At 40.1% G+C, this 20907-nt stretch carries 19 protein-coding genes; 1 reads left to right on the plus strand and 18 read right to left on the minus strand.

The window, feature by feature from the left end:
* Nucleotides 1-511: 511 nt before the first annotated feature.
* The 15 genes from MKY45_RS14530 to MKY45_RS14600 all read right to left on the minus strand — a co-directional run bounded on the left by MKY45_RS14530 (nucleotide 512) and on the right by MKY45_RS14600 (nucleotide 16789).
* A complete protein-coding gene (locus tag MKY45_RS14530) occupies nucleotides 512-874 on the minus strand; it encodes a diacylglycerol kinase family protein (protein WP_212929085.1) in 363 nt (120 codons plus the stop codon).
* Nucleotides 864-1328, minus strand: a complete 465-nt coding sequence (gene ybeY, locus MKY45_RS14535; RefSeq protein WP_341173054.1) for an rRNA maturation RNase YbeY — start codon at nucleotides 1326-1328, stop codon at nucleotides 864-866. The genes MKY45_RS14530 and ybeY overlap by 11 nt, the downstream gene beginning before the upstream one ends.
* Nucleotides 1328-3445 carry an HD family phosphohydrolase gene (locus MKY45_RS14540; RefSeq protein WP_052485091.1) on the minus strand — a complete coding sequence of 706 codons (2118 nt, stop codon included), beginning with the start codon at nucleotides 3443-3445 and terminating at the stop codon, nucleotides 1328-1330. Before MKY45_RS14540 ends, ybeY begins: the two co-directional genes overlap by 1 nt.
* 253 nt (nucleotides 3446-3698) lie before the next feature.
* Nucleotides 3699-4670 (minus strand): PhoH family protein, encoded by a 972-nt coding sequence (locus MKY45_RS14545; protein WP_042534828.1) that lies wholly within the window; start codon nucleotides 4668-4670, stop codon nucleotides 3699-3701.
* A 2-nt stretch (nucleotides 4671-4672) separates the two neighbouring features.
* Complete coding sequence (yqfD, locus tag MKY45_RS14550) at nucleotides 4673-5890, minus strand: sporulation protein YqfD (RefSeq protein ID WP_042534830.1); 1218 nt, start codon at nucleotides 5888-5890, stop codon at nucleotides 4673-4675.
* Between the two features lie 114 nt (nucleotides 5891-6004).
* The gene (gene yqfC, locus MKY45_RS14555) at nucleotides 6005-6304 is read right to left on the minus strand and encodes a sporulation protein YqfC (protein WP_084612996.1); all 300 of its coding nucleotides are present in this window, start codon (nucleotides 6302-6304) and stop codon (nucleotides 6005-6007) included.
* 122 nt (nucleotides 6305-6426) lie between these two features.
* Nucleotides 6427-6978 (minus strand): hypothetical protein, encoded by a 552-nt coding sequence (locus tag MKY45_RS14560; RefSeq protein WP_212929083.1) that lies wholly within the window; start codon nucleotides 6976-6978, stop codon nucleotides 6427-6429.
* 27 nt (nucleotides 6979-7005) lie between these two features.
* A complete protein-coding gene (floA, locus tag MKY45_RS14565; protein ID WP_040980627.1) occupies nucleotides 7006-8001 on the minus strand; it encodes a flotillin-like protein FloA in 996 nt (331 codons plus the stop codon).
* 27 nt (nucleotides 8002-8028) lie between these two features.
* Nucleotides 8029-9363, minus strand: a complete 1335-nt coding sequence (locus MKY45_RS14570; RefSeq protein WP_212929082.1) for an NfeD family protein — start codon at nucleotides 9361-9363, stop codon at nucleotides 8029-8031.
* Nucleotides 9364-9595: 232 nt separating this feature from the next.
* A complete protein-coding gene (locus MKY45_RS14575) occupies nucleotides 9596-10042 on the minus strand; it encodes a GatB/YqeY domain-containing protein (protein WP_193063950.1) in 447 nt (148 codons plus the stop codon).
* A gap of 14 nt (nucleotides 10043-10056) precedes the next feature.
* Nucleotides 10057-10233 (minus strand): 30S ribosomal protein S21, encoded by a 177-nt coding sequence (gene rpsU / locus MKY45_RS14580; protein ID WP_019377991.1) that lies wholly within the window; start codon nucleotides 10231-10233, stop codon nucleotides 10057-10059.
* Nucleotides 10234-10344: 111 nt separating this feature from the next.
* Nucleotides 10345-11010: a deoxyribose-phosphate aldolase gene (gene deoC / locus MKY45_RS14585; RefSeq protein ID WP_042534836.1), complete on the minus strand. Its 666-nt coding sequence runs from the start codon at nucleotides 11008-11010 to the stop codon at nucleotides 10345-10347.
* A 15-nt stretch (nucleotides 11011-11025) separates the two neighbouring features.
* Nucleotides 11026-12387 carry a tRNA (N(6)-L-threonylcarbamoyladenosine(37)-C(2))-methylthiotransferase MtaB gene (mtaB, locus tag MKY45_RS14590; RefSeq protein ID WP_042534838.1) on the minus strand — a complete coding sequence of 454 codons (1362 nt, stop codon included), beginning with the start codon at nucleotides 12385-12387 and terminating at the stop codon, nucleotides 11026-11028.
* 216 nt (nucleotides 12388-12603) lie between these two features.
* Complete coding sequence (locus MKY45_RS14595) at nucleotides 12604-15159, minus strand: AAA family ATPase (protein ID WP_256704819.1); 2556 nt, start codon at nucleotides 15157-15159, stop codon at nucleotides 12604-12606.
* 424 nt (nucleotides 15160-15583) lie between these two features.
* Complete coding sequence (locus MKY45_RS14600; RefSeq protein WP_256706324.1) at nucleotides 15584-16789, minus strand: Bcr/CflA family efflux MFS transporter; 1206 nt, start codon at nucleotides 16787-16789, stop codon at nucleotides 15584-15586.
* A gap of 230 nt (nucleotides 16790-17019) precedes the next feature.
* On the opposite strand from MKY45_RS14600, the gene MKY45_RS14605 reads away from it, so the two are divergent.
* The gene (locus MKY45_RS14605; protein WP_256704820.1) at nucleotides 17020-17817 is read left to right on the plus strand and encodes a Cof-type HAD-IIB family hydrolase; all 798 of its coding nucleotides are present in this window, start codon (nucleotides 17020-17022) and stop codon (nucleotides 17815-17817) included.
* Nucleotides 17818-17890: 73 nt separating this feature from the next.
* Here MKY45_RS14605 and MKY45_RS14610 read toward each other — a convergent pair whose 3' ends face one another.
* From MKY45_RS14610 to dnaJ, 3 genes are all read right to left on the minus strand, one after another.
* A complete protein-coding gene (locus tag MKY45_RS14610; RefSeq protein WP_256704821.1) occupies nucleotides 17891-18658 on the minus strand; it encodes a 16S rRNA (uracil(1498)-N(3))-methyltransferase in 768 nt (255 codons plus the stop codon).
* Nucleotides 18659-18674: 16 nt separating this feature from the next.
* Entirely contained in the window at nucleotides 18675-19616 is a 942-nt protein-coding gene (gene prmA / locus MKY45_RS14615; protein WP_256704822.1) for a 50S ribosomal protein L11 methyltransferase, read from the minus strand.
* Nucleotides 19617-19721: 105 nt separating this feature from the next.
* Nucleotides 19722-20855 (minus strand): molecular chaperone DnaJ, encoded by a 1134-nt coding sequence (gene dnaJ, locus MKY45_RS14620; RefSeq protein ID WP_042534846.1) that lies wholly within the window; start codon nucleotides 20853-20855, stop codon nucleotides 19722-19724.
* Nucleotides 20856-20907: the final 52 nt, after the last annotated feature.

Genomic DNA, 20907 nt, shown 5'->3' on the forward strand with positions numbered 1-20907 from the left:
TTGCAGGTTGTGGCGAGAATCGTTGCTTTGCCACGTAAAATGTTCAAGCCAAATATGTCAGCCAAGGCACACAAATGTGTGAACCTCAGGTAAGCTGAAAAGTAGTCCCAAAGGCAGGACCAATGGGATAGCGGGGTTGGGTGTTTTTAGCACACCGATGTGTCAACTCCACTGGCGGTTAATCGTCATCTTGAAAGTCGACACCCCAGAAACCCACACTTCCAATTTCTTTAGAAATGAAGTGGCGGGAGTATTCATTGTTTGCTTGCTTCCTATCATACTACATTTTTTAATTAGTTTCACTATATCGACAAAACCTTTAACAATCATACAATGAATTACAAAAAGGGAGGAGCTTGGTCAAGCTCCTCCCTTTTGACAGTTAATTTCAGACTTTCTTAACTGCATTAACGCAACACGGTTGCCGGCAAAAGGCCTGATGACAACCACATCTGCTAATAACGTTATGAAGCTGGATAATCGTTCAATAAACATTATTTTTATCATACTATTATATGAATTGCATTATTTTAGGACCAAAAATAAGTATTCCGACTACAACAGATATCAGCGCAGTCACGAGGACAACACCAGCTGCAATATCCTTTATTTCCTTTATTCTTTCATCATAACCCGGCTGAATAAAATCCATGACCCGCTCAATGACACTGTTTATCATTTCAGTGATAAGCACTAAACCAATGGTTAATAAAATAACCGCCCATTCGATGAGAGAAAGATGGAAAAAGAAGCCTGCTGCAACTACAATCGTCATAGCGACAAGATGCAGCTGGAAATTCGACTCCTTTTTCACCACCGTTTTCAGCCCTGCCCAAGCATAACGGAATCCAACAACTCTTTTCTTATCTTTCAATGCCAAATGCACCTAAAATTTCGTCTTGTCTCTGAAACATTTTCTTCTCATCTTCTGTATTCATATGATCATACCCAAGCAGGTGTAAGAATCCATGTAACGCTAAAAAGGCCAGCTCTCTCTCAAAGCTGTGATTGTATTCTTCCGCTTGCTCTTTTGCTTTATCTATCGAAATAATAATATCTCCCAGTACAACCGGCAGCCCTTCGCCAACAATTTCAAGTTCTTCGTCTTCCATTTCTTGCATCGCAAATGAAATAACATCTGTCGGTTTATCTTTATCACGATAATCTCTGTTGATTACTTGAATTTGTTCATTATCCACAAAGCTGATTGAAATTTCCGCTTCAGCAGCTGTATTTTCTTCTTTTCCGGCAAAGGTCAGCAGCTTTTCGACAAGCGCTCTATGTTCATCAGACACAGCATTGGTTTCATCCTGAAAATCAATAAGCATTATTTATCCCCTTCCTTCTTCGGATACTGAATTCTAGAATGGAAAATTCCTTTCAAAGAATCACAAACCGTATGTTGAATGATTTTTAACTCTTTTAATGTTAAAGGACTGTTATCTAATTGTCCATCTGAAATTTTGCCATTGATAATCGATGACACAATGGAATCAATCGTCTCCGGTGTCGGTTCCTGCAAGGAACGGACTGCCGGCTCGACAGAATCACAAATACAGACAATCGCCGTTTCCTTTGTTTCCGGCTTCGGCCCGGGATATCTGAAATCTGCTTCCTCTGTTTCCGAATTCAGCTCCTTTGCTTTCATATAGAAGAATTGCACTAAAGAATTCGAATGATGCTGCTTCGCAATATCAATGATTTCCTTAGGCATTTTATGCGCCTTTAACAAATTTGCTCCATCAGTTGTATGGCGGATAATAATATCTGCGCTTTCCTTAGGCGGCAATTTATCATGTGGATTTTTATTTGGCATCTGATTTTCAATGAAAAAGGCCGGCCGCACAGTTTTGCCAATATCATGATAGTAAGCGCCCACCCGTGCCAGCAAACCATTTGCTCCCACCGCTTCACAGGCAGTCTCACTAATGTTGGCTACCATTACCGAATGATGATACGTTCCCGGCGCTTCCACCAGCAGCCGTTTTAACAGCGGCTGATTAGGATTAGATAATTGCAGGAGTTTCATATCTGTCAATATACCTAAAAAGCTTTCGAACAACGGCAATAATCCAATTGCCAAAATAGCTGAAAGGCAAGCTGCAACTATCCCTAAACCAAGGTATAAAAAGACATCGAACCACGTATATTTTTCAAAGGACAGGAATAGAAATAAGATAATGACAGCAGAATGAATTAAAATCAGTCCAATCGCTGTTTTTAAAATAACAAGGCGTTCACTTAATTTCTTCATTAACACAATTGCGGCGAGCTGAGAAAAAAGGAAATAGATAGCCGCTTCGACGTGCAGCATTCCGGCAATATAACTGTTAAACATAAATGCTGCTAAAATTGCATATAAGATACTGAGACGTACTGCTGAACGATCGCCGATTAATACTTTTAATAAAATAGCAATAGCTGCAATAGGTGTTACCAAATAGAGTGCATTTGACTGGTCAAAGAAATAACTTTGGATTTTCATAACAAAAATAGCCAGTGCACTTAACAGGGAAACAGCTACAATCGGCAGAAGGTTCCATTTCTTATCTTTTGCAATTTGCAGACATTCCATCCCGAAAAAGTATGCAATTATCGCTGCCAGAAATCCCAACGCCAGAATTGGGTAAATATTGCCCTCCTGTGATAATACGCCTACCAGCTCCAGCTGCTCGTAGATTTCATTTGTAATGGTCTGGCCTTCGCGAACAATGGTTTCACCGGCACGAATAACAACAGGATCCACAAGTGTTGCGGCGTCCTTCTTCTCTTGAGCCGTTGCCTCATAGTCAAAGAAAGCATTTTCTACGACCGCAAATTCTGCTAACTCCATTAAATCTTCCTGTAAACCTTCATTCATTTCCGAATAAGCTAAATCACGCTCTATATTGGTAATTCCAGATTGAATATTCTCTGCTCTGATACCTTGCTCTAATACGCTTTCCAAACTCTCGGAAAATACTGCCCCCGCTTCTTCCAAGTCCTCTTCCGGCTGCTGCAGCAAGGAAATCAGCACATCTTCCGAAATTTCTGAACGAATTTCTTCCGATAGTAACGCTCTTAATTCAACTGCTTCTTCTTCATATACCTCTTCTAAAGCTCCTTCATCATGTTCCGCAATGATGGTTAATACAGCGTCAAAAATTTCGTTTACATAATTTAATCGCTCCTCTGTCACCTCTTCGGAAATGCTGTACCGATCAGGAACGGCATTGACTGCTTCCCTGATTCGCTGATCCGTTTCTTGCTTATTTTCAATCGTTATCGGGGAACGTATTGTCTCTTCAGAAACAGCAAAACGCTGAATATCATATGTATCTGTACGTACATTATCTAATAACGTCAGAAAAACAAGTACTCCTATAATAAGAGCCGGGACAATCGCAATAAAGTATTTTCGATTATTTTTAAAAAAAGGAAGTATTTTCTTCCATCTTTTTTTCAACACCTTCACCTCCTCTTTTTATTTTACCACTTCCATCCAACGGATTGGGATGAAATTATCTAAAATTAAGTGAATTCCTTGATCATAGCAAAACAACAAAGTCACATACTGTTCACCTGATATTTTTACTTAATTTTCCATCATTAGCTCTAAAAAGCCTTTGAAAAACTTTGTCCATATGCAGCATGGATATCTAAACGTTAATCAGAGATTAATTTTATGATGAACAACAAGGATGAGACATTCTTTTGTCTCACCCTTCGTTCTCACTTTCTGTTTCGTAAGCATTTATTATTTTTTGAACGAGTGGGTGGCGCACTACGTCAGCAGCCTGCAAATGAACAAAGGCTAAGCCTTCGATTGGGCTAAGCATCCGCTCAGCAACCCTTAATCCGGATACAATACCTTTCGGGAGGTCTACTTGTGTCATATCTCCCGTTATAATCATTTTCGAGCCAAACCCTAAGCGCGTCAGAAACATTTTCATTTGAGCCGGTGTTGTATTCTGGGCTTCATCCAAAATAACAAAAGCATCGTCTAAGGTTCTGCCCCGCATATAGGCCAACGGCGCAATTTCAATCGTTTCCCTTTCAATTAAACGAGCTGTATGCTCTGTGCCTAATACATCATGCAAAGCATCGTACAATGGCCTCAAATAAGGATCTACCTTTTCCTTTAAATCACCTGGCAAAAATCCTAGGCTTTCGCCTGCTTCCACGGCAGGTCTGGTTAAAATAATTTTTTTCACCAGTCCGTTCTTCATCGCATGAACGGCCATCACCACAGCCAGGTACGTTTTTCCTGTTCCGGCCGGGCCTATGCCAAAGACAAGATCCTTTGACTTGATTGCCTGGACATATTGTTTCTGTCCAAGTGTTTTTACACGAATGGACTTTCCTTTATAGTTCTTTGTAATTTCATCTTCAAATAACGTTTCAAACTGTTTTATCTTACCTTTTTTCGCCAAGTCTACAGCATAGACAACATCCCGTTCCGAAACTGTCTGTCCTTTCCGGATAACGCTTAAAATAGTCAGCAGAATCTCTTGTACTAACTGCACTGCTTGATTCTCTCCAGAAACGCGGATGGATTCGCCTCTGGATATAATGTCTACATCAAGTAAAGCTTCCAGCTGTTTTAAATGTTTATCATTTGTACCAAATAAAGCAAGTGCTTCATTGGCACCTTCTAATTGTAAATCAATATCCACTAAGTTTTCGGGCATAATCAGTCTCCTTGAATAATAAGTTCTTCTTTTACAATATTTTCTTCTACCGAAAGATATAAGACTAATTCAACTTTACCATGCTCTATATGTTCATGTAAAATTTTTTCCGATAATACCGTCGCTTCTGGCCCCAGCTCATTTAATAATTGTATTTTAGCCTGCTCCACCCCTGCCTTAATTGCTTCCTCATTGGATCGCTCTTCATCTGTTTTTTCTGTCTCACTAATTTCACTGGAAACATAAGAGAAAGGAAGCTCCCATTTTAAAAAATGAATGGGCTGTTCTTTCCGCTCCTCTTGTGAATGGGAATAATCGGGGTTTTTAAATCCCCAAAATGGAAGCTGTACATCACCAAAACGCAAATAATGCTTCGTTTTCTGATTTCCTGTTATCTCTTCTGTCTGGTATTGAAGCGGCACAGTGACATGAACTTCATACCACGTATTTGCCAACACCTCTGCTTCTGCAGCAATTGGTTTGTCCGGGTCTTCTTCCGTTTCTGTATTATCTTCTCCTTCCTCCGTATTTAAATTACCAGACACTAATATTTTCCCCGGAACCACGTAATCATTCACACTAACTTCAGCTCGTCCTCTAGAAACATACATATTAGTGATAACACCTTTTTTCGTTGCCACTAAATCTCTTGGTTCTCCAGGAGGGATTTCCTCCACAATCGTTTTTTCAACAGCCTCCAGTTGCAATGAGGTCCCTTGAAGCTGAACGCCTGTCCAGAGCAGCTCCGGAACTTCATTTAAGAGCTGCCGTTGGATATCTTTTGGAGTAGCAAGAGAGAATAACCAGACACCGGGATACACTCCAAACGCCTCCAGCTCTGTTTCTATTTTTTCTTCAATTTCTTTTGGCACGCCAGTGATATGAACAGACCATAATAAATTAGACAAAATGAAAAAAAATAAAAAACCAGTAAAAATACCAGCAAGTAAGAATTTTTTTCGGCTGAGCCTCGAAAGAAAAAAAGGAAAGCCTTTTTGACCGGCAAAGGAAACTTTATACAAAGAGTTTCTCCTTAACTTTCTTAAGGCTCCCAAATCTTTAAACATAATTGTAGCCTCACAGCACGCAGCATCTATTTTTTTTACATCCCAAATAGGGATGCCCTTGCTGGCACATTTTTGCAGAAATAATTCCGGTTTGACACCTTTCACACGAACAGTAACGTAAGCACGTATCGACGGCGGATTTTGTTTTTTCATTTCAACCTCCCATTGCTTATCTGCTATCCTGAACTTTACATAAAATCATGCTGCGCTTATCAAAAGACGTTTTCTAAAAAGGAAGTTTCCATCAGTTTTGTAAATATGGAAGCATCAATCTTCTTTTTCACCTTCATGATTTAAAAAAATTACCTCAGAAATCGTTCCCTCCAGCATAATTTCTTTTGGAAGCATCATTTTAAGCACAAAGGAATGTCCTTTAATGCTTACAAACCCATTTGTTACCTTTAGTTTAAGCTCTTCATTTGTATACAGTGCTAAGCCTTGATGATTTTCAATATAAAAATGCAAATGTCCAATGATAGTTATGCGCGGCATTTCCATAACAACATCGGATGGAAGAGAGAATTGCTCCATTAAAAGCGAACGGATTCTTTGTTGCCATTTTTTCAATGATGATCCCCCCTCATTGATACATATGTAAATAATGCTTTGAACAGAACTAGATACGAGGAAAAACAAAGAAACACCTTAACCAGCATAACAATGCCGATTAAGGTGTTTGATATTTCCTTTTATTTTCTTCTTTGCACGATACTTCTATACGGCTGTTTCGCACGCGGCGGTCCTAAGACCTCTGCCATAATAATACCGTTGACTAATCCTTTTCCATCAAGATTTCCAGAAACACGCTTCTTCATTTCGTTCTTTCCTGGGCTATCTGCTTCATCCTTGCGATCCACAATCAAGTCTTTGAAATTTTGCTTTGCGTCTTCCACATCTTCTTGAGAGGAGGTTTGATAGCGATTTGTCATCCGCTCCATCTGTTTTCTCTGCTGTTCTTCAATACCTCCAGCAGAAATATCCGGACGTGCTCCCTCTCTGTAGACTTGACGCTCGGCACGAGGCTGCTCTCTTTTTCTTTGTGTCTGTCTTTGTGTCTGCTGTCTCGTTCTCATTTCTTGCGGGGAACGCTGCTGTCTTTGTCTTGACGGCGCCTGTTTATTTGGAGGTCTAGACTGCTCTTTTTTCTGTTCTTCCTGTTTCTTTTTAGAATCCCCCAGAAATGCAACTATTCCAGAAATAATGATAATAATAAGAAACAGATTTTCAAATATCCAGTCCATATGCCCCCTCCTTTATTTTCATTTTAATTACTTATTTTGGTCGTCATCCTTATTATCTGTAGAAAGCTTACCAATGGAATCACGCATATCTGTATCAGCATCAATGTTTTGATAGTTCATATAATCCATGACACCCATTTTGCCTGAACGCAATGCTTCTGCTAATGCAAGCGGAACGTCTGCTTCGGCTTCTACTACTTTCGCGCGCATTTCCTGTACGCGGGCAAGCATTTCTTGTTCTTGTGCTACCGCCATTGCACGGCGTTCTTCCGCCTTCGCTTGAGCAATATTCTTATCTGCTTCGGCCTGATCAGTTTGCAGGATTGCACCAATGTTCTTACCGATGTCCACATCAGCAATATCAATGGATAAAATTTCAAAAGCTGTCCCAGAATCAAGACCTTTACTTAATACGGTTTGAGAAATCATATCTGGATTTTCTAAAACTTCTGTATGTGCATTAGAACTACCAATGGTACTTACAACCCCTTCGCCGACACGGGCGATGATTGTTTCTTCACCTGCACCACCGACTAAGCGGTCAATATTGGCACGCACGGTAATTCTGGCTAATGCCTTTACTTCGATACCATCCATTGCAATACCGGCAATAAATGGTGTTTCAATTACTTTCGGGTTTACACTCATTTGTACCGCTTCTAATACATCACGGCCTGCTAAGTCAATCGCAGCTGCCCGTTCAAATAATAAATCAATATTTGCCCGCTGTGCTGCAATAAGTGCGTTTACTACTCTGTCTACATTACCGCCTGCCAAATAGTGGCTTTCCAGCTGGTTGGTTTTCACATTCATCCCGGCTTTATGCGCTTTGATAAGCGGGTTGATAACACGGTTTGGCACTACCCGGCGCAAGCGCATACCGATGAGCGTAAAGATACTGATTTTTACTCCGGCTGCCAAGGCACTGATCCATAGTGCAACTGGTACAAAAGTAAATAAAATAGCTAAAGCAATAACGATGACCGCAATAATAATAAGCGGCATTAAAATATTTTCGTCCATGCTGATTCCTCCTGATTTCAATAATAATTATTTCACTTCCCTAACAACGACACGAACACCTTCTACACGAATTACTTTCACTTTCTTACCCTTGTCAACAAAAGTGCCGTCTGACACGACATCGATTGTTTCATCATTTAATTCTACCAGTCCAGAGGGGCGCAGCGCTGTTAATGAGTTCCCTTCAAGTCCGACAAGTTCTAAACGGTTTACGGAGGATACATAACCATCTTCTGTTGCTGTACTGTCCCTTAATACAATATGGCGAAAAACCCCTTTATCCATACCTATTCTTCTAAATAAGATGACAGCAAGAATCACAGCAATTAAAAAGGCAATCCCTATGCTCATTGACATGTGTACCATATCATACCCTGACATGAATAAGGAACCGATCACCGCGGCTATTCCCAGCACTCCCAGTATCCCGCCGGTTACAAAGAATTCTGCTACAATCAGACCGATACCGATAATAAGCAGCAGCAGCGCCTCCATGCCTGCTAATCCGGCAACAACATGCCCGTAAAAGAATAATACTAAGGATACCAGTCCTAATATTCCCGGTACGCCAAAACCTGGAGAGTACAGCTCTACAATCAAACCGATACTGGCAACAGATAATAAAATAGGAATAACAACCGGATGCGTTAAAAACCTCGCCAGTTCTTCTGCCATCGAAGTTTCTGTTTCTACAACCGTTGCTTCAGACAGATTAAGCTCTTCCAGAAGTTCAGCACGGTTAGAAACAATTCCTTCTGCATATCCAACTTCAACTGCTTCTCTCGGGCCGAGTGTCAGGAACTGTCCTTCAGGAGCTCCATACTCCGGTAAATCAATACTGTTATCAGCCATTGCCGCAGCATAAATAGGATCTCTGTCATTTGATTCTGCAGCACTTCTCATTTGCGCAAGCCAGGCAGATTGTGCTTTCTCATCTGCTGCTGTTCCGTCTTGATTAATAATCCCGCTCGCTCCCATGGTTGCATGCGGATTAAAATAAATATTATCAGAGAACAACGCAATATAAGATCCGGCAGATAATGCTTCATTGACAATATAAGCCGTTGTCGGGACAGTTATACTTTGGATATGCGAACCAATTTGTCCGGCAGAGTCAACACGGCCGCCAGGCGTATCGATTTCAAAAATAATATGATCTGCCCCGCTTTCCATCGCCTCTGTGGTAGCCCGGTCAATAAATGCTTCCAGGCCTCTTTCCACTTCCCGTTCAATTGGAACAATATAAACTGTTTCACCTTCACCCTGCTCAGCCTCTGTCTGCGTTCCAGTAAATATGGATACGATGGTTAAAACTGTTACAAACAATATGTATACAGCTAACCGCTTACGATGTCTTTTCAACTTGAGTCACCCCCTCCTCCTGCACCTTATCTATATTTACGAAAGTAATCCCTAAAAGGTTTCATTTTTCGTGGATGGGTATACTTTGATAGTACCATATCTCCTCAGGTTAGAGAAAGCTTCATCTAAGTTTGACAAGTTGAATGATTCTTTCATTTTTCCTTCGTTTCACTGCGGCCATTGATTTTCTGGACAAATTAAAAAACCAACCCCGATTTAGGGTTGGTTTTCTTTATCGCAATTGCTGCTCTACTATTTGTTTAATTTTGGTACCGTCTGCCTGTCCTTTAACCTTAGGCATCACGGAGCCCATTACTTTCCCCATATCTTTCATGGAGCCAGCATCAACTTCTTTTATTGTTTCCTGAATGATCGATGTTAATTCTTCATCTGAAAGCTGTTTTGGTAAATACTGCTCCAGTATTTCCAATTCTTTTTCGGTCTTTTCAACCAAATCTTCTCTTCCAGCATTTTTAAATTCTTGGAGGGAATCTTTTCTCTGTTTAACTTCTCTCGAAAGAATAGTTAATTCTTCGTCCTCAGATAGAGTATCTTTTCCAAGCTTAATCGATTCATTCTGAATAGAAGCTTTTACCATGCGAATAACGCTCAGGGTTTCTTTATCTTTGTTCTTCATCGCCTGCTTCATATCTTGATTTAATCGATCAAGTAGCGTCATACGTCACACCTTCTTTAGAATTTACGTTTTCTAGCAGCCTCTGATTTCTTCTTACGGCGTACACTAGGTTTTTCATAGTGTTCACGTTTACGATATTCTTGTAATGTACCACTTTTTGATACACTACGCTTAAAGCGACGAAGAGCATCCTCAAGAGACTCGTTTTTACGAACGCGAGTTGTATTTGACATGCTAATTTCCCTCCCTCCGAAGCACAAAACCATTTTTAATGCGAGCATGAACATACTTTCATGCCTTTTTAAATTATAATATAATCCCGCTAAGCGGTCAATGGTTATTTATTAATAATCTGAAGTTCCTTCTTTACCAGAGACAATCTCTACTCCGGCGCTTGCACCGATGCGTGTTGCTCCAGCTTCAATCATCGCTTCCGTTGTTTCCAGATCTCGGATTCCCCCAGATGCTTTTACTCCCATCTCCGGTCCGACAGTTTCGCGCATTAATCTGATATCTTCCACGGTTGCGCCGCCGCCAGAGAATCCTGTCGAGGTCTTTACAAAATCTGCTCCAGCTTCTTTTGCTAATTGACAGGCTAATACTTTTTCCTCGTCTGTTAATAGAGCTGTCTCTATAATGACCTTCGTTAAAGCTTTGTTTTTTGCGGTATCTACAACTGCTTTTATATCTGCTTTCACCAATGCTTCGTTGCCAGCCTTCAGTTCTCCGACATTAATAACCATATCTACTTCTGTTGCTCCATTTTCGATGGCCTCTCTCGTTTCATAAACCTTTGTCTTTGTCGTCGTAGCTCCTAAAGGAAAGCCAATGACTGTACATACCTTCACTGGGGAATCCTTTAGTTCACTCACGCAATAAACAACCCAATGCGGATTAACACAAACAGATGCAAACCTATTTTCTTTTGCCTCTTCGACAATTTTTGCAATTTGACTTTTTGTCGAGTCAGGTTTTAATAATGTGTGGTCAATATAAGATGCTAAATTCATGATTGTTATCTCCTTTTATGCGTTTTTTTCTGCAACATGTGTCGCGTGATCCATCACACGTACGAAAACACCTTTATTCACAGGATATCCAGACTCTATTATCTTCACTTTAACAATTTTACCAATCAAATCAGCTGAGCCTTCAAATTGCACTTTCATATAGTTATCTGTATAACCGATAAGCTGATTATCTTCCTGTTCACTTGCATGCTCTTCCGGAATGACTTCCAGCACTTCGTCTTGATATTTGGAAGCATATTCTTTTGCAAGCTGATCCGATAATGTAATCAATTCATGCACACGTCTTTCTTTTACTTCATCTTCCACCTGGTTGTCCATTCTTGCTGCCGGCGTGCCGGTTCTTCTGGAGAATGGGAATACATGAAGCTCCGAATAACCGATTTCTTTAATGAAATCACAGGTCTCTTGGAATTCTTCCTCTGTTTCTCCAGGGAATCCGACAATAACATCCGATGTAATAGCAAGTCCAGGCAATGCTTTTTGTATCTTTTTCACTTTCTGACGGTAAAAGTCCGTGGAATACTTACGGCGCATTCTGGCCAATACCGGGTCAGAACCAGATTGCAGCGGAATATGCAGGTGACGGACGATTTTTTTACTTCTGTCCAGCACACGTATAACCTCGTCTGTAATTTGACTCGCTTCAATCGAACTGATACGGATACGTTCTAATCCTTCTACCTGCTCCAGTTCTTCCAGCAGCATCGCAAAATTATAGTCTTTTAAATCTTCTCCGTATCCTGCTGTATGTATTCCGGTAAGTACAAGCTCTTTATATCCTGCTTCTACTAATTTATTTGCCTGCGCAATAACATTTTCAGGATCTCGGGAACGAAGCAGCCCTCTTGACCATGGAATAATACAAAACGTACAGAAATTATTACATCCTTCTTGGATTTTGAGTGATGCCCGTGTACGGTCTGTGAATACTGGAACATCCATTTCCTCAAACACACGGTTTTTCATAATGTTCGACACGCCGTTAACAGGTCCCTTTGTTTTTTCATGCTCTTCAATATATGCGAAGATGTTTTTACGCTCCTGTGTGCCGACAACCACGTCTACTCCGGGAATCTCCATGATTTCACCAGGAGAAGTCTGTGCATAGCAGCCTGTTACGCAAACGACTGCGTCAGGGTTCTTTCGGATGGCACGACGGATGGTCTGCCTGCTTTTTTTATCCCCTGTATTGGTAACTGTGCATGTATTAATAACATACACATCTGCATCATGATCAAAGTCTACTCGCTCATAGCCCTGCTCTTTAAACATTCTCCAGATGCCCTCGGTCTCGTAGTGATTTACTTTACAGCCAAGCGTATGGAAGCTCACTGTTTTTGGCAATTTTTCAGCCATTTATATATCATCCTTTCATTTCATTCACAGTTAATTTTAGTTTATCCGTATTTAATGATATCACAAATATTTAAAAATACGATATAAAAGACCCTTTCATCCATATAAGTATGGTAAAAGGGCTTTTATCTTTTCTCATTATAATGCTGCTGCACAATTTTAACCAGCTTCATTTCTACCCCGGTAACCTTTTCTCCTAAACCTTTTTATTTTATATTACTTAGAATAAGCTGCAAGCATCTGATCTAATAATTCCGGGCTGATCTTTTTTATCTCCTGTCCAGAAAGCTGATGATCGCTAATCCAGATTTTATGATTTTGAATCAGTTTTTCACTGAAATTACGGGCCCATCTTGCATTGGCCTTCTCTGCTTCTGGAAGGTTACGGTACACTTCACTGACCACGCTATGCAGGTGATTGGAATCGACCTGCCATTGCTTCGAAATATTTTTTTCAACGATTGCAGCAATATCATCCGGATGATAATCAGGGAAAATAATTTTTTCTGGAATACGTGAGCGGAGTCCTGGATTACTATCTAAGAATTTTTCCATCTCCTTCGTATAGCCAGCTAAAATCACCACAAATTTATCCCTGTAATTTTCTAAATAAGTGAGTAAGGTTTCCACAGCCTGCTTTCCAAAATCATTCTCACTACTATTCGTTAGCTGATAGGCTTCATCAATGAATAGAACACCGCCCATCGCCTGATTAATAATGCGCTTTGTATTTTTTTCTGTATGGCCGATATAGGAGCCTACTAAATCGGCACGATCCACCACTTTTACATTTTTACTCGGCAAAATATCCAAACAATAGAATAAAGAAGCAAGTATATTTGCTACAGTTGTTTTTCCCGTACCAGGGTTTCCTTCAAAAATCATATGATAGGTTGGATTAAAAGATGATTCACCTTCATCAGCGAGCATTTTATCAATTTTTACTTGTTTAACTAAACGATGTACGTATTCTTTTATTTCTTCTAACCCAATTAAATGGTCCAGCTGGGTTAATAATTCCTCCACCTTTTCTTCTTTATCCTCGCTGCTATTTCCCACTAAAGCATCTATGTCTTCATTTAAAATGGTCTGTGTATCTTCAGATTCTGTTTCAATAACCCGATTTGCCATTGTAATCATTAATTTTTGATTGAAATTACGAACCCATCTTGCATTACTTTCATCAACTGTCCGAGTATATTGATTCATGACTATTTCTTTATACTTTTTTTCGTCAACGATATAATCCTGATCAAGTATATCTAAATAACCAATTTCAGCTATTTCCAAACTGGAATAGTCATCAAACACAAACTCATTCGGAATACGGGAAGCTAATCCGCTGTTCATCGAGAGGAAATTTTGCATATCATCAAAATATCCAGCAAAAATAATCATTATTTCACCACGATTATCTTCCATAAATTTTAAAATGGTCTCTACAGCTTCTGCTCCAAAATCATTATCGGAAGAGCTATGCAGGGTATATGCTTCATCAATAAATAAAATCCCTCCACGAGCACGGTCTAATACTGCTTGTGTTTTGGGAGCTGTCTCCCCAATATGGACCCCGACAAGATCTTTTCGCGTAGCCTCTACAAAATTGTCATTTGGAATAACCCCTTCCTGATATAATACATTTCCCAATAATCGAGCAACTGTTGTTTTACCTGTCCCGGGGTTGCCGAGAAATATCGAATGCAGATTAAGCGAGGCTGCCTTCAGCCCTTTCATTTTTCGGGATTGGTTAAACTTCATTGTATTGATAAATTGCTTAATCTGCTTTTTCAATTCCTTTAAACCATACATGTCATTAAGCTGCTCTAACGCAGATTTCTCCTCCTGCTGGACAGACACACTCTCAAGACTCTGTTCCTCTCTGTCTGCTTCTGGCTTATATCTTTCTTCATCACTCGAATTGGTTTCTTCCGTCTGCTGTCCTTTTGCATTTATTTCCTGCTGATTCACATCTTCATCCCTATTATGTATCAAGACACGCTCTCCATTTACTTCTACTGTAGACTGGTCATTATGATAAATATCAAATATATTATTCTCGCCTAATTCTATTTTATCAATAATCAATAAGCCTTCATCTACATTTGCTTCCATATGATTTTCCGGGCTCTGAACCAGCGCAAAGTCAGCCCGAGAACCAGAATAAACCGTAAGCGCATATTTATTTGGATTCATACGCGGTAATTCCAACATCCCTGCAGCCTCCGCAAATGATTCGTTTTCTAAATACAGGATTACCCGGATTACTGCATTATTCAAATATACCTGTGATTGACTGACATACATGGAATCTGCCACTGCAGCAGTCATTTCCAGCTTCGAACCTTCCTGAATATACATACCATACGGAGAATCTTGATTATAATAAATTTCTGATGAAGCAATCTTTACATAGGAATTCACGCACCAAATGGTTGGATATTGCCCAGTTTCTTCACCATGCGCGATAACGTCTTTCAAAAATAAACTTGAATTTCCCGTCATATGGAACGCATTCATCTTTGGAGGCGCTAATAACATAAGATTTGATAGATTAAGCTTTGAATTATTCTGTAATGAAAAAAATCCATTACAGACAACATCATTGGGCCGATTTCCCGTTCCTTTGATCTCTAATTCAAAGATATTGTAGCCGTTCGGAAAATCATAAGTGCCTGGTTCAATAAGAATCGTATCTCCTTTAGAAGAATTCATAATGGCATCTTCAAGACGCTTTTTTCCAAATCCTTTGCCAACCTTCCATACTTTTCTCATTTATTACACCTGCTTTTCTATTTTTCTAACTTTCTCATTTTTCGCCATCTGACATATGCCAAGACAGCCTAAAAAAAGATTATTTTTTATTCTAACTATTTATTTTGTATGTTATATTAGTATACCTGCTTATACAAGTAAGAAGAGACAACTAAATAAAAAATATTCATCAGCAATATTTTTTATTTACCCTAATCTGATTTACTCATAGAAATATCTAGAGGGCTTCTCTTCCATATTTGCGAAATAACTATATACTGCAAGCTCTGCTTCCATTCCTTTACTGAGTAGAATTTATACAATTTAACCATATAAAAACAGAGATAAATCTGCTCGTTTAAACCAGCCTTATCTCTGTTTTAATCTTCTCCTGATACAGCTTATTCCATCTTCACTTAAATGTTATCCAGATCCAGCTCTTCCATCATGCCTTTACCTCATCTTTTTTAACAAGGGTAAAGAAAACAATAGAGCCCATGAGCGTGGTGGTAAATATGATTGCCCCCATCGGAACAGCTGATGCCTCATTAATACCTGCAAGCGGTGAAAAAATAGAACCAAGTAGTAATGGAAGCATCCCTAAAACGGCGCTGGCGCTTCCTGCGCGATGATCCTGCTTGGACATCCCCAATGTAAAGGTGCTTGTCAATATCATTCCCATTGTAATCATATAAATAAATATGAATAAAACAATCAATGCTAAAGGTCCTTCGATAATGGTCATGATAAGCAATAAGGTTGTGACTGTAAGTGCAGTGATAACCGCTGCTTGAAGCATCGTTTTTTCTGCTATAATCCCGCTGAAGCGTCCAATGAGAAAGCTGCCTGTGATAATTGCCAGTCCATTGATACCGAATAATACACTAAACACCTGCGGGGAGACCCCATAGATATCCTGATAAACAAATGGCGTTCCAGATACATAAGCAAAGCTTCCCCCGTGGATAAAACCAACGACCAGGGCATAGCCGATAAAAGAACGGTCTTTCAGCAGACTGCCCATTGTTTTTAACGAAGCTCCTGCTGAGCTTGGAATACGCTTATGCGGCGGCAGCGTCTCTTTAAGCTTTATTGCCACAATGGTAACGGTGAGCAGTCCGACCGCGCTTAAAAAGAAAAAGATACTCTTCCAGCTGGTCGAATCAAATGACAGAATAAAACCGCCTATCATCGGAGCGATCATGGGAGCAATCGCATTAATAACCATCAATAACGAAAAAAACTTCGTAAGTGCCTGTCCGCTGAACACATCACGTACAACTGCGCGGGAGAGAACGACTCCTGCAGAGGCAGTCAGGCCTTGTAAAAAACGCATGGCAATCAATAAGATGATATTTGGAGCAAAAGCACATAGTATAGAGGCTACCGCAAACAGGCTCGTAGCAATCAACAATGGCTTCCTTCTGCCCTGAGCGTCACTGATGGGGCCGGCAAATAATTGCCCAATCGCCAGACCTAGCAGACACGCTGTTAAACTCGCCTGTACGAGTGTAGCGCTTGTGTCTAAATCTCGCGCAATCTCAGGAAAACTAGGTAAATACATATCGATATTAAGCGGCCCTAAAAAAGCAAGCAGACCAAGAAGCAATGCTAATCCTAATCGGGCTGCTCCCGTAGGATTATGCTCTATCGATTTTTCTCTTTCAAAATTCAATCATTCTCACTCCTAACAGCGTCATGGCAAATGACTTTAAACAGTAAAATTTTATATTTTCCTGGTGCGCCTGTCAAATCTTTCAAACACAATAGTTGATTTATTAAATGAACGCATGGTTGCAAAGTATATCAAGTGAGTATGTCATGATTAGATGATAAACTAACAGTATATGCAAGTCTATCAAAAACAATGGGGGTTTACCAATGATAAAGGCAATTGCAGTGGATATGGACGGAACTTTTTTAGACTCCAGCAGTAATTATGACCGGAAAAGATTTGACGGTATTTTTCAGCAGCTTCAAGAAAATGAGATAAAATTTATTGTTGCAAGCGGAAATCAATACGCCCAATTAACATCTTTTTTCAAAGGAAAAGAAGATAACATTTATTTTGTAGCGGAAAATGGAGCGATTATCTATGACTCTCCTAAACTGGAAACAATCGACAGCTTTCCTAATGAATTTGTTCAAAAAGCGGTTGACTATTTAATACACAGCATAGATAAAGCAGCGTTTATTTTATGTGGATTACACAGTGCATATATTTTAAAAAGCGCTGACAACGATTTTAAAAAATTTGCCAAGCATTATTATCACCAATTAAAAGAAGTGGAACATTTTGATTCTTTGCCGAATGATACGTTTGTTAAATTTGCTTTAAATGTAGAAGTCAATCAAACCAGTCACATCGTTTATCAATTAAATCAAGCCTTTCAAGGAGAGATGCAGGCGGTTTCCAGCGGCCATGGCAGTATCGATATGATTATTCCCGGAGTAAACAAAGGAAACGGATTAAACATATTATTAGACAGATGGAATATCTCCCCGCATGAATTGCTCGCCTTTGGAGATGCCAATAATGACTTAGAGATGCTGGCTTTAACAGAACACAGTTATGCAATGGAAACCTGCAGCCCGGAAGTGCAAAAGACCGCTAAACATAGAGCTCCTTCCAATGATGAATCCGGCGTCCTGCAAATAATAGAAACTTATCTGAATTGACATATCGCCGGGCTTAAAATTATGGATATATAAGAAAAAAGGTAAAACAACCGAAAAGAGGCTGGTTTACCTTTTAATTCTTATTCCTTAATTCTTCCATATGATAAGAAATACTGGCAAGCGCATATAACGCCGCCGTTTCGGTACGTAATATCCGCTTTCCAAGCCGGATTGGCTGGAAGCCGGCACCTTTCAAACTAGCAGCTTCTTCTGCAGAGATACCACCCTCTGGACCTATTACCAGCAGAATGCGGTCATGATCAGACAGGTTATCCAATACAGATGCAAAAGCAGAAGTATTTCCTGCCGCTCCCTTCGCCTCTTCTTCATATGCAAACAGCTTTACATGATAGGTTTCACTTTCTTTTATCAATGTTTTTAACTGCATCACCTGTAACAGCTCAGGAATCTGGTTGCGATGACTCTGCTCGCTGGCTTCCTTTATGATTTTACCGAAACGTTTTGCTTTTTTATGAAACTTTTGTTCATCCCATTTAGCAACAGAACGATCCGCTGCAAAGGGAATAAATTTCGCTGCACCGAGCTCTGTTCCTTTTTGGAGTATCCATTCAAATTTATCACCCTTAGGAATTCCTTGTGCAATACTTACTTCCACTGGCAATTCAACAGATTCATCCAACCAGCTTTCGATGACTGCCTGCACTTCTGTTTCATGTATTTCTTCAATCTTACAAAGCGCTGATTTTCCGTCATCCGTATTGCAAATAATCTCATCGCCGGGCTTATTTCTCATCACCCTGGCGATATGGTGCACGTCTTCTCCAGTAATTTTGATTGTCTGATCTTCTACTTGTTCTTTCGAAATAAAATAGCGCTGCATCAGCCATCACCTACTTTTATTCTGGTTTCTTGGCAACAATGGAAACCCAATCTTCCAATTCACTGACAGAGATAATCTCAAAACCAGCTTCTGTCAGACGATCACGGACCAATTGTTTCTTCTTCTGAATAATTCCTGAAGTGATAAAATGACCACCAGGTCGAAGGTTTTTATAAGCATCTTCTACAAATCGGACGATAATTTCAGCAAGGATGTTGGAGACAATGACATCAGCCTGACCGTCTACCCCATCAAGTAAATTATTTTGTTTCGCCGTCACTTGATTTTGAAGATGATTTAGTTTCACATTCAAATTGGTGCTTTTAACAGCTATATCGTCCAAATCAAAAGCCTGTACAGATTCAGCGCCTAATTTAATCGAAGCAATGCTTAAGACGCCTGAACCACAGCCCACATCAATAATCTTATCATCAGGCTGCACATACGCTTCTAAACCTTGAATACTTAATATGGTTGTAGGATGGGTCCCTGTTCCAAAAGCCATCCCCGGATCCAGTTCAATAATTAATTCATCCGTAGAGACCGGCTGATAGTCCTCCCAAGTTGGAGTGATTGTAATCCGATTGGATATTTTAACCGGTTTATAGTATTTCTTCCAGGCACTCGCCCACTCTTCTTCATGAACCTCACTCAAGCTTACTTCGTTTTTCCCTAAATCAATATCGTAAAGCAGTAATTGGTTGATTGCCTGTTTAATTTCTTCCACTGTTTCACCTAAAAAGCTGTTCATCGGCAGATACGCCTTGATACGGACACCCTCATCCGGATAATCTTCCGGATTAAGCTCCACAATTTCTCCAAAGCCTTCCCCTTCAAAATGCTTTAAATCTAACGGATCTTCAATAACTAACCCGCTCGCACCTGTTTCATGCAAAATATTTGAAATAGGCTCCACTGCTTCATTTGTCGTAAGAATCGTAATCTCTGACCATTTCATGTTGTACACCGCCGTTCTTTTGAAATATCTATGTAAACAGAGATGCCTCCAGCCTGCTTATCTGAAAAAATATCATCAAAACTACAAGCTGGAGGACCACTCTGATTAGTCTCCTTTGAACGCTTTACGAAAACGCTGGAAAATATTATCCTCTTGTTCATCGGTGGATTCATTTCCGCCTAATTCATTAAATTGACGCAGTAAATCTTTTTGTTTATCTGACAGATTAGTCGGCGTCATTACTTTTACTTTAATGTGCTGGTCGCCCTGGCCTCTGCCATGAACATTTGGCGCCCCTTTTCCTTTTAAGCGGAAGGTTTTCCCTGCTTGAGTGCCGGCAGGAATTCGTAATTTAACCTTCCCATGGACCGTAGGCACTTCAATTTCATCGCCTAAAGCCGCTTGTGCAAAGGTAAGTGGCAGTTCACAGAAAATATGGTCACCTTCGCGGACAAAGAAATCATGTTTACGAACACGAATAACAACAAATAAATCCCCTGCTGGACCCCCATTTTTCCCAGGGTCTCCTTTGCCGGCTACACGGATTTGCTGCCCTTCATCGATACCGGCTGGAATGTCAATATGGATTTTTTTCTTTCTATTAACTGTTCCAGCACCGCCACAGGTCTCACATTTTTCAGGAATGATTTTCCCTGTACCATTACAGTAATGACACACGCGGCGATTGACAACACGGCCAAATGGCGTATTTTGTTCTTGATTTAATTGACCCGAGCCGTGACAATGGGAGCATGTGTCTACTTTTGTTCCCGGTTTGGCTCCTGAACCATGACACGTATCACATTCTTCTTCTTTTGGAACTTCAATATCGGTTTCTTTTCCAAAAATCGCTTCTTCAAAATCAAGAATCAGCGTATATTGTAAATCGTCGCCCTGCTGTGGCGCATTCGGATCACGTGAACGTCCGCCGCCACCGAAAAACATATCAAAAATATCACTGAAACCACCGAAGTCTTGAGCTCCGCCACCGCCGCCAAAGCCTCCGAAGCCTTGACCCTGTGCGCCTGCATGCCCAAATTGATCATATTGTGCTTTTTTCTGATCGTCACTTAATACTTCGTAAGCTTCTTTTGCTTCTTTAAATTTTTCTGCTGCGCCCTCTTCTTTATTTACATCCGGATGATATTTACGAGCCAGTTTCCGGTAGCTCTTCTTTATCTCATCTTTTGAGGCGCCCTTATCCACACCTAAGACATCATAATAATCTCGTTTTGCCAAATTATTCACTCCCGATACTCTGATTGCATAAGTTTAATCATATCATCATTCA

Source organism: Oceanobacillus sp. FSL K6-0251 (genome assembly GCF_038004725.1).
Taxonomy (GTDB): domain Bacteria; phylum Bacillota; class Bacilli; order Bacillales; family Amphibacillaceae; genus Oceanobacillus; species Oceanobacillus oncorhynchi.

What these genes read in the sequence shown, in the direction of transcription:
- MKY45_RS14595 (WP_256704819.1), bottom strand. Translation starts at nt 15,159, where the DNA reads ATGAGAAAAGTATGGAAGGTTGGCAAAGGATTTGGAAAAAAGCGTCTT.
- MKY45_RS14560 (WP_212929083.1), bottom strand. Translation starts at nt 6,978, where the DNA reads ATGGACTGGATATTTGAAAATCTGTTTCTTATTATTATCATTATTTCT.
- rpsU (WP_019377991.1), bottom strand. Translation starts at nt 10,233, where the DNA reads ATGTCAAATACAACTCGCGTTCGTAAAAACGAGTCTCTTGAGGATGCT.
- prmA (WP_256704822.1), bottom strand. Translation starts at nt 19,616, where the DNA reads ATGAAATGGTCAGAGATTACGATTCTTACGACAAATGAAGCAGTGGAG.
- MKY45_RS14605 (WP_256704820.1), top strand. Translation starts at nt 17,020, where the DNA reads ATGATAAAGGCAATTGCAGTGGATATGGACGGAACTTTTTTAGACTCC.
- mtaB (WP_042534838.1), bottom strand. Translation starts at nt 12,387, where the DNA reads ATGGCTGAAAAATTGCCAAAAACAGTGAGCTTCCATACGCTTGGCTGT.
- floA (WP_040980627.1), bottom strand. Translation starts at nt 8,001, where the DNA reads ATGGACGAAAATATTTTAATGCCGCTTATTATTATTGCGGTCATCGTT.
- MKY45_RS14610 (WP_256704821.1), bottom strand. Translation starts at nt 18,658, where the DNA reads ATGCAGCGCTATTTTATTTCGAAAGAACAAGTAGAAGATCAGACAATC.
- ybeY (WP_341173054.1), bottom strand. Translation starts at nt 1,328, where the DNA reads ATGCTTATTGATTTTCAGGATGAAACCAATGCTGTGTCTGATGAACAT.
- deoC (WP_042534836.1), bottom strand. Translation starts at nt 11,010, where the DNA reads ATGAATTTAGCATCTTATATTGACCACACATTATTAAAACCTGACTCG.
- MKY45_RS14575 (WP_193063950.1), bottom strand. Translation starts at nt 10,042, where the DNA reads ATGACGCTACTTGATCGATTAAATCAAGATATGAAGCAGGCGATGAAG.
- MKY45_RS14545 (WP_042534828.1), bottom strand. Translation starts at nt 4,670, where the DNA reads ATGCCCGAAAACTTAGTGGATATTGATTTACAATTAGAAGGTGCCAAT.
- yqfD (WP_042534830.1), bottom strand. Translation starts at nt 5,890, where the DNA reads ATGAAAAAACAAAATCCGCCGTCGATACGTGCTTACGTTACTGTTCGT.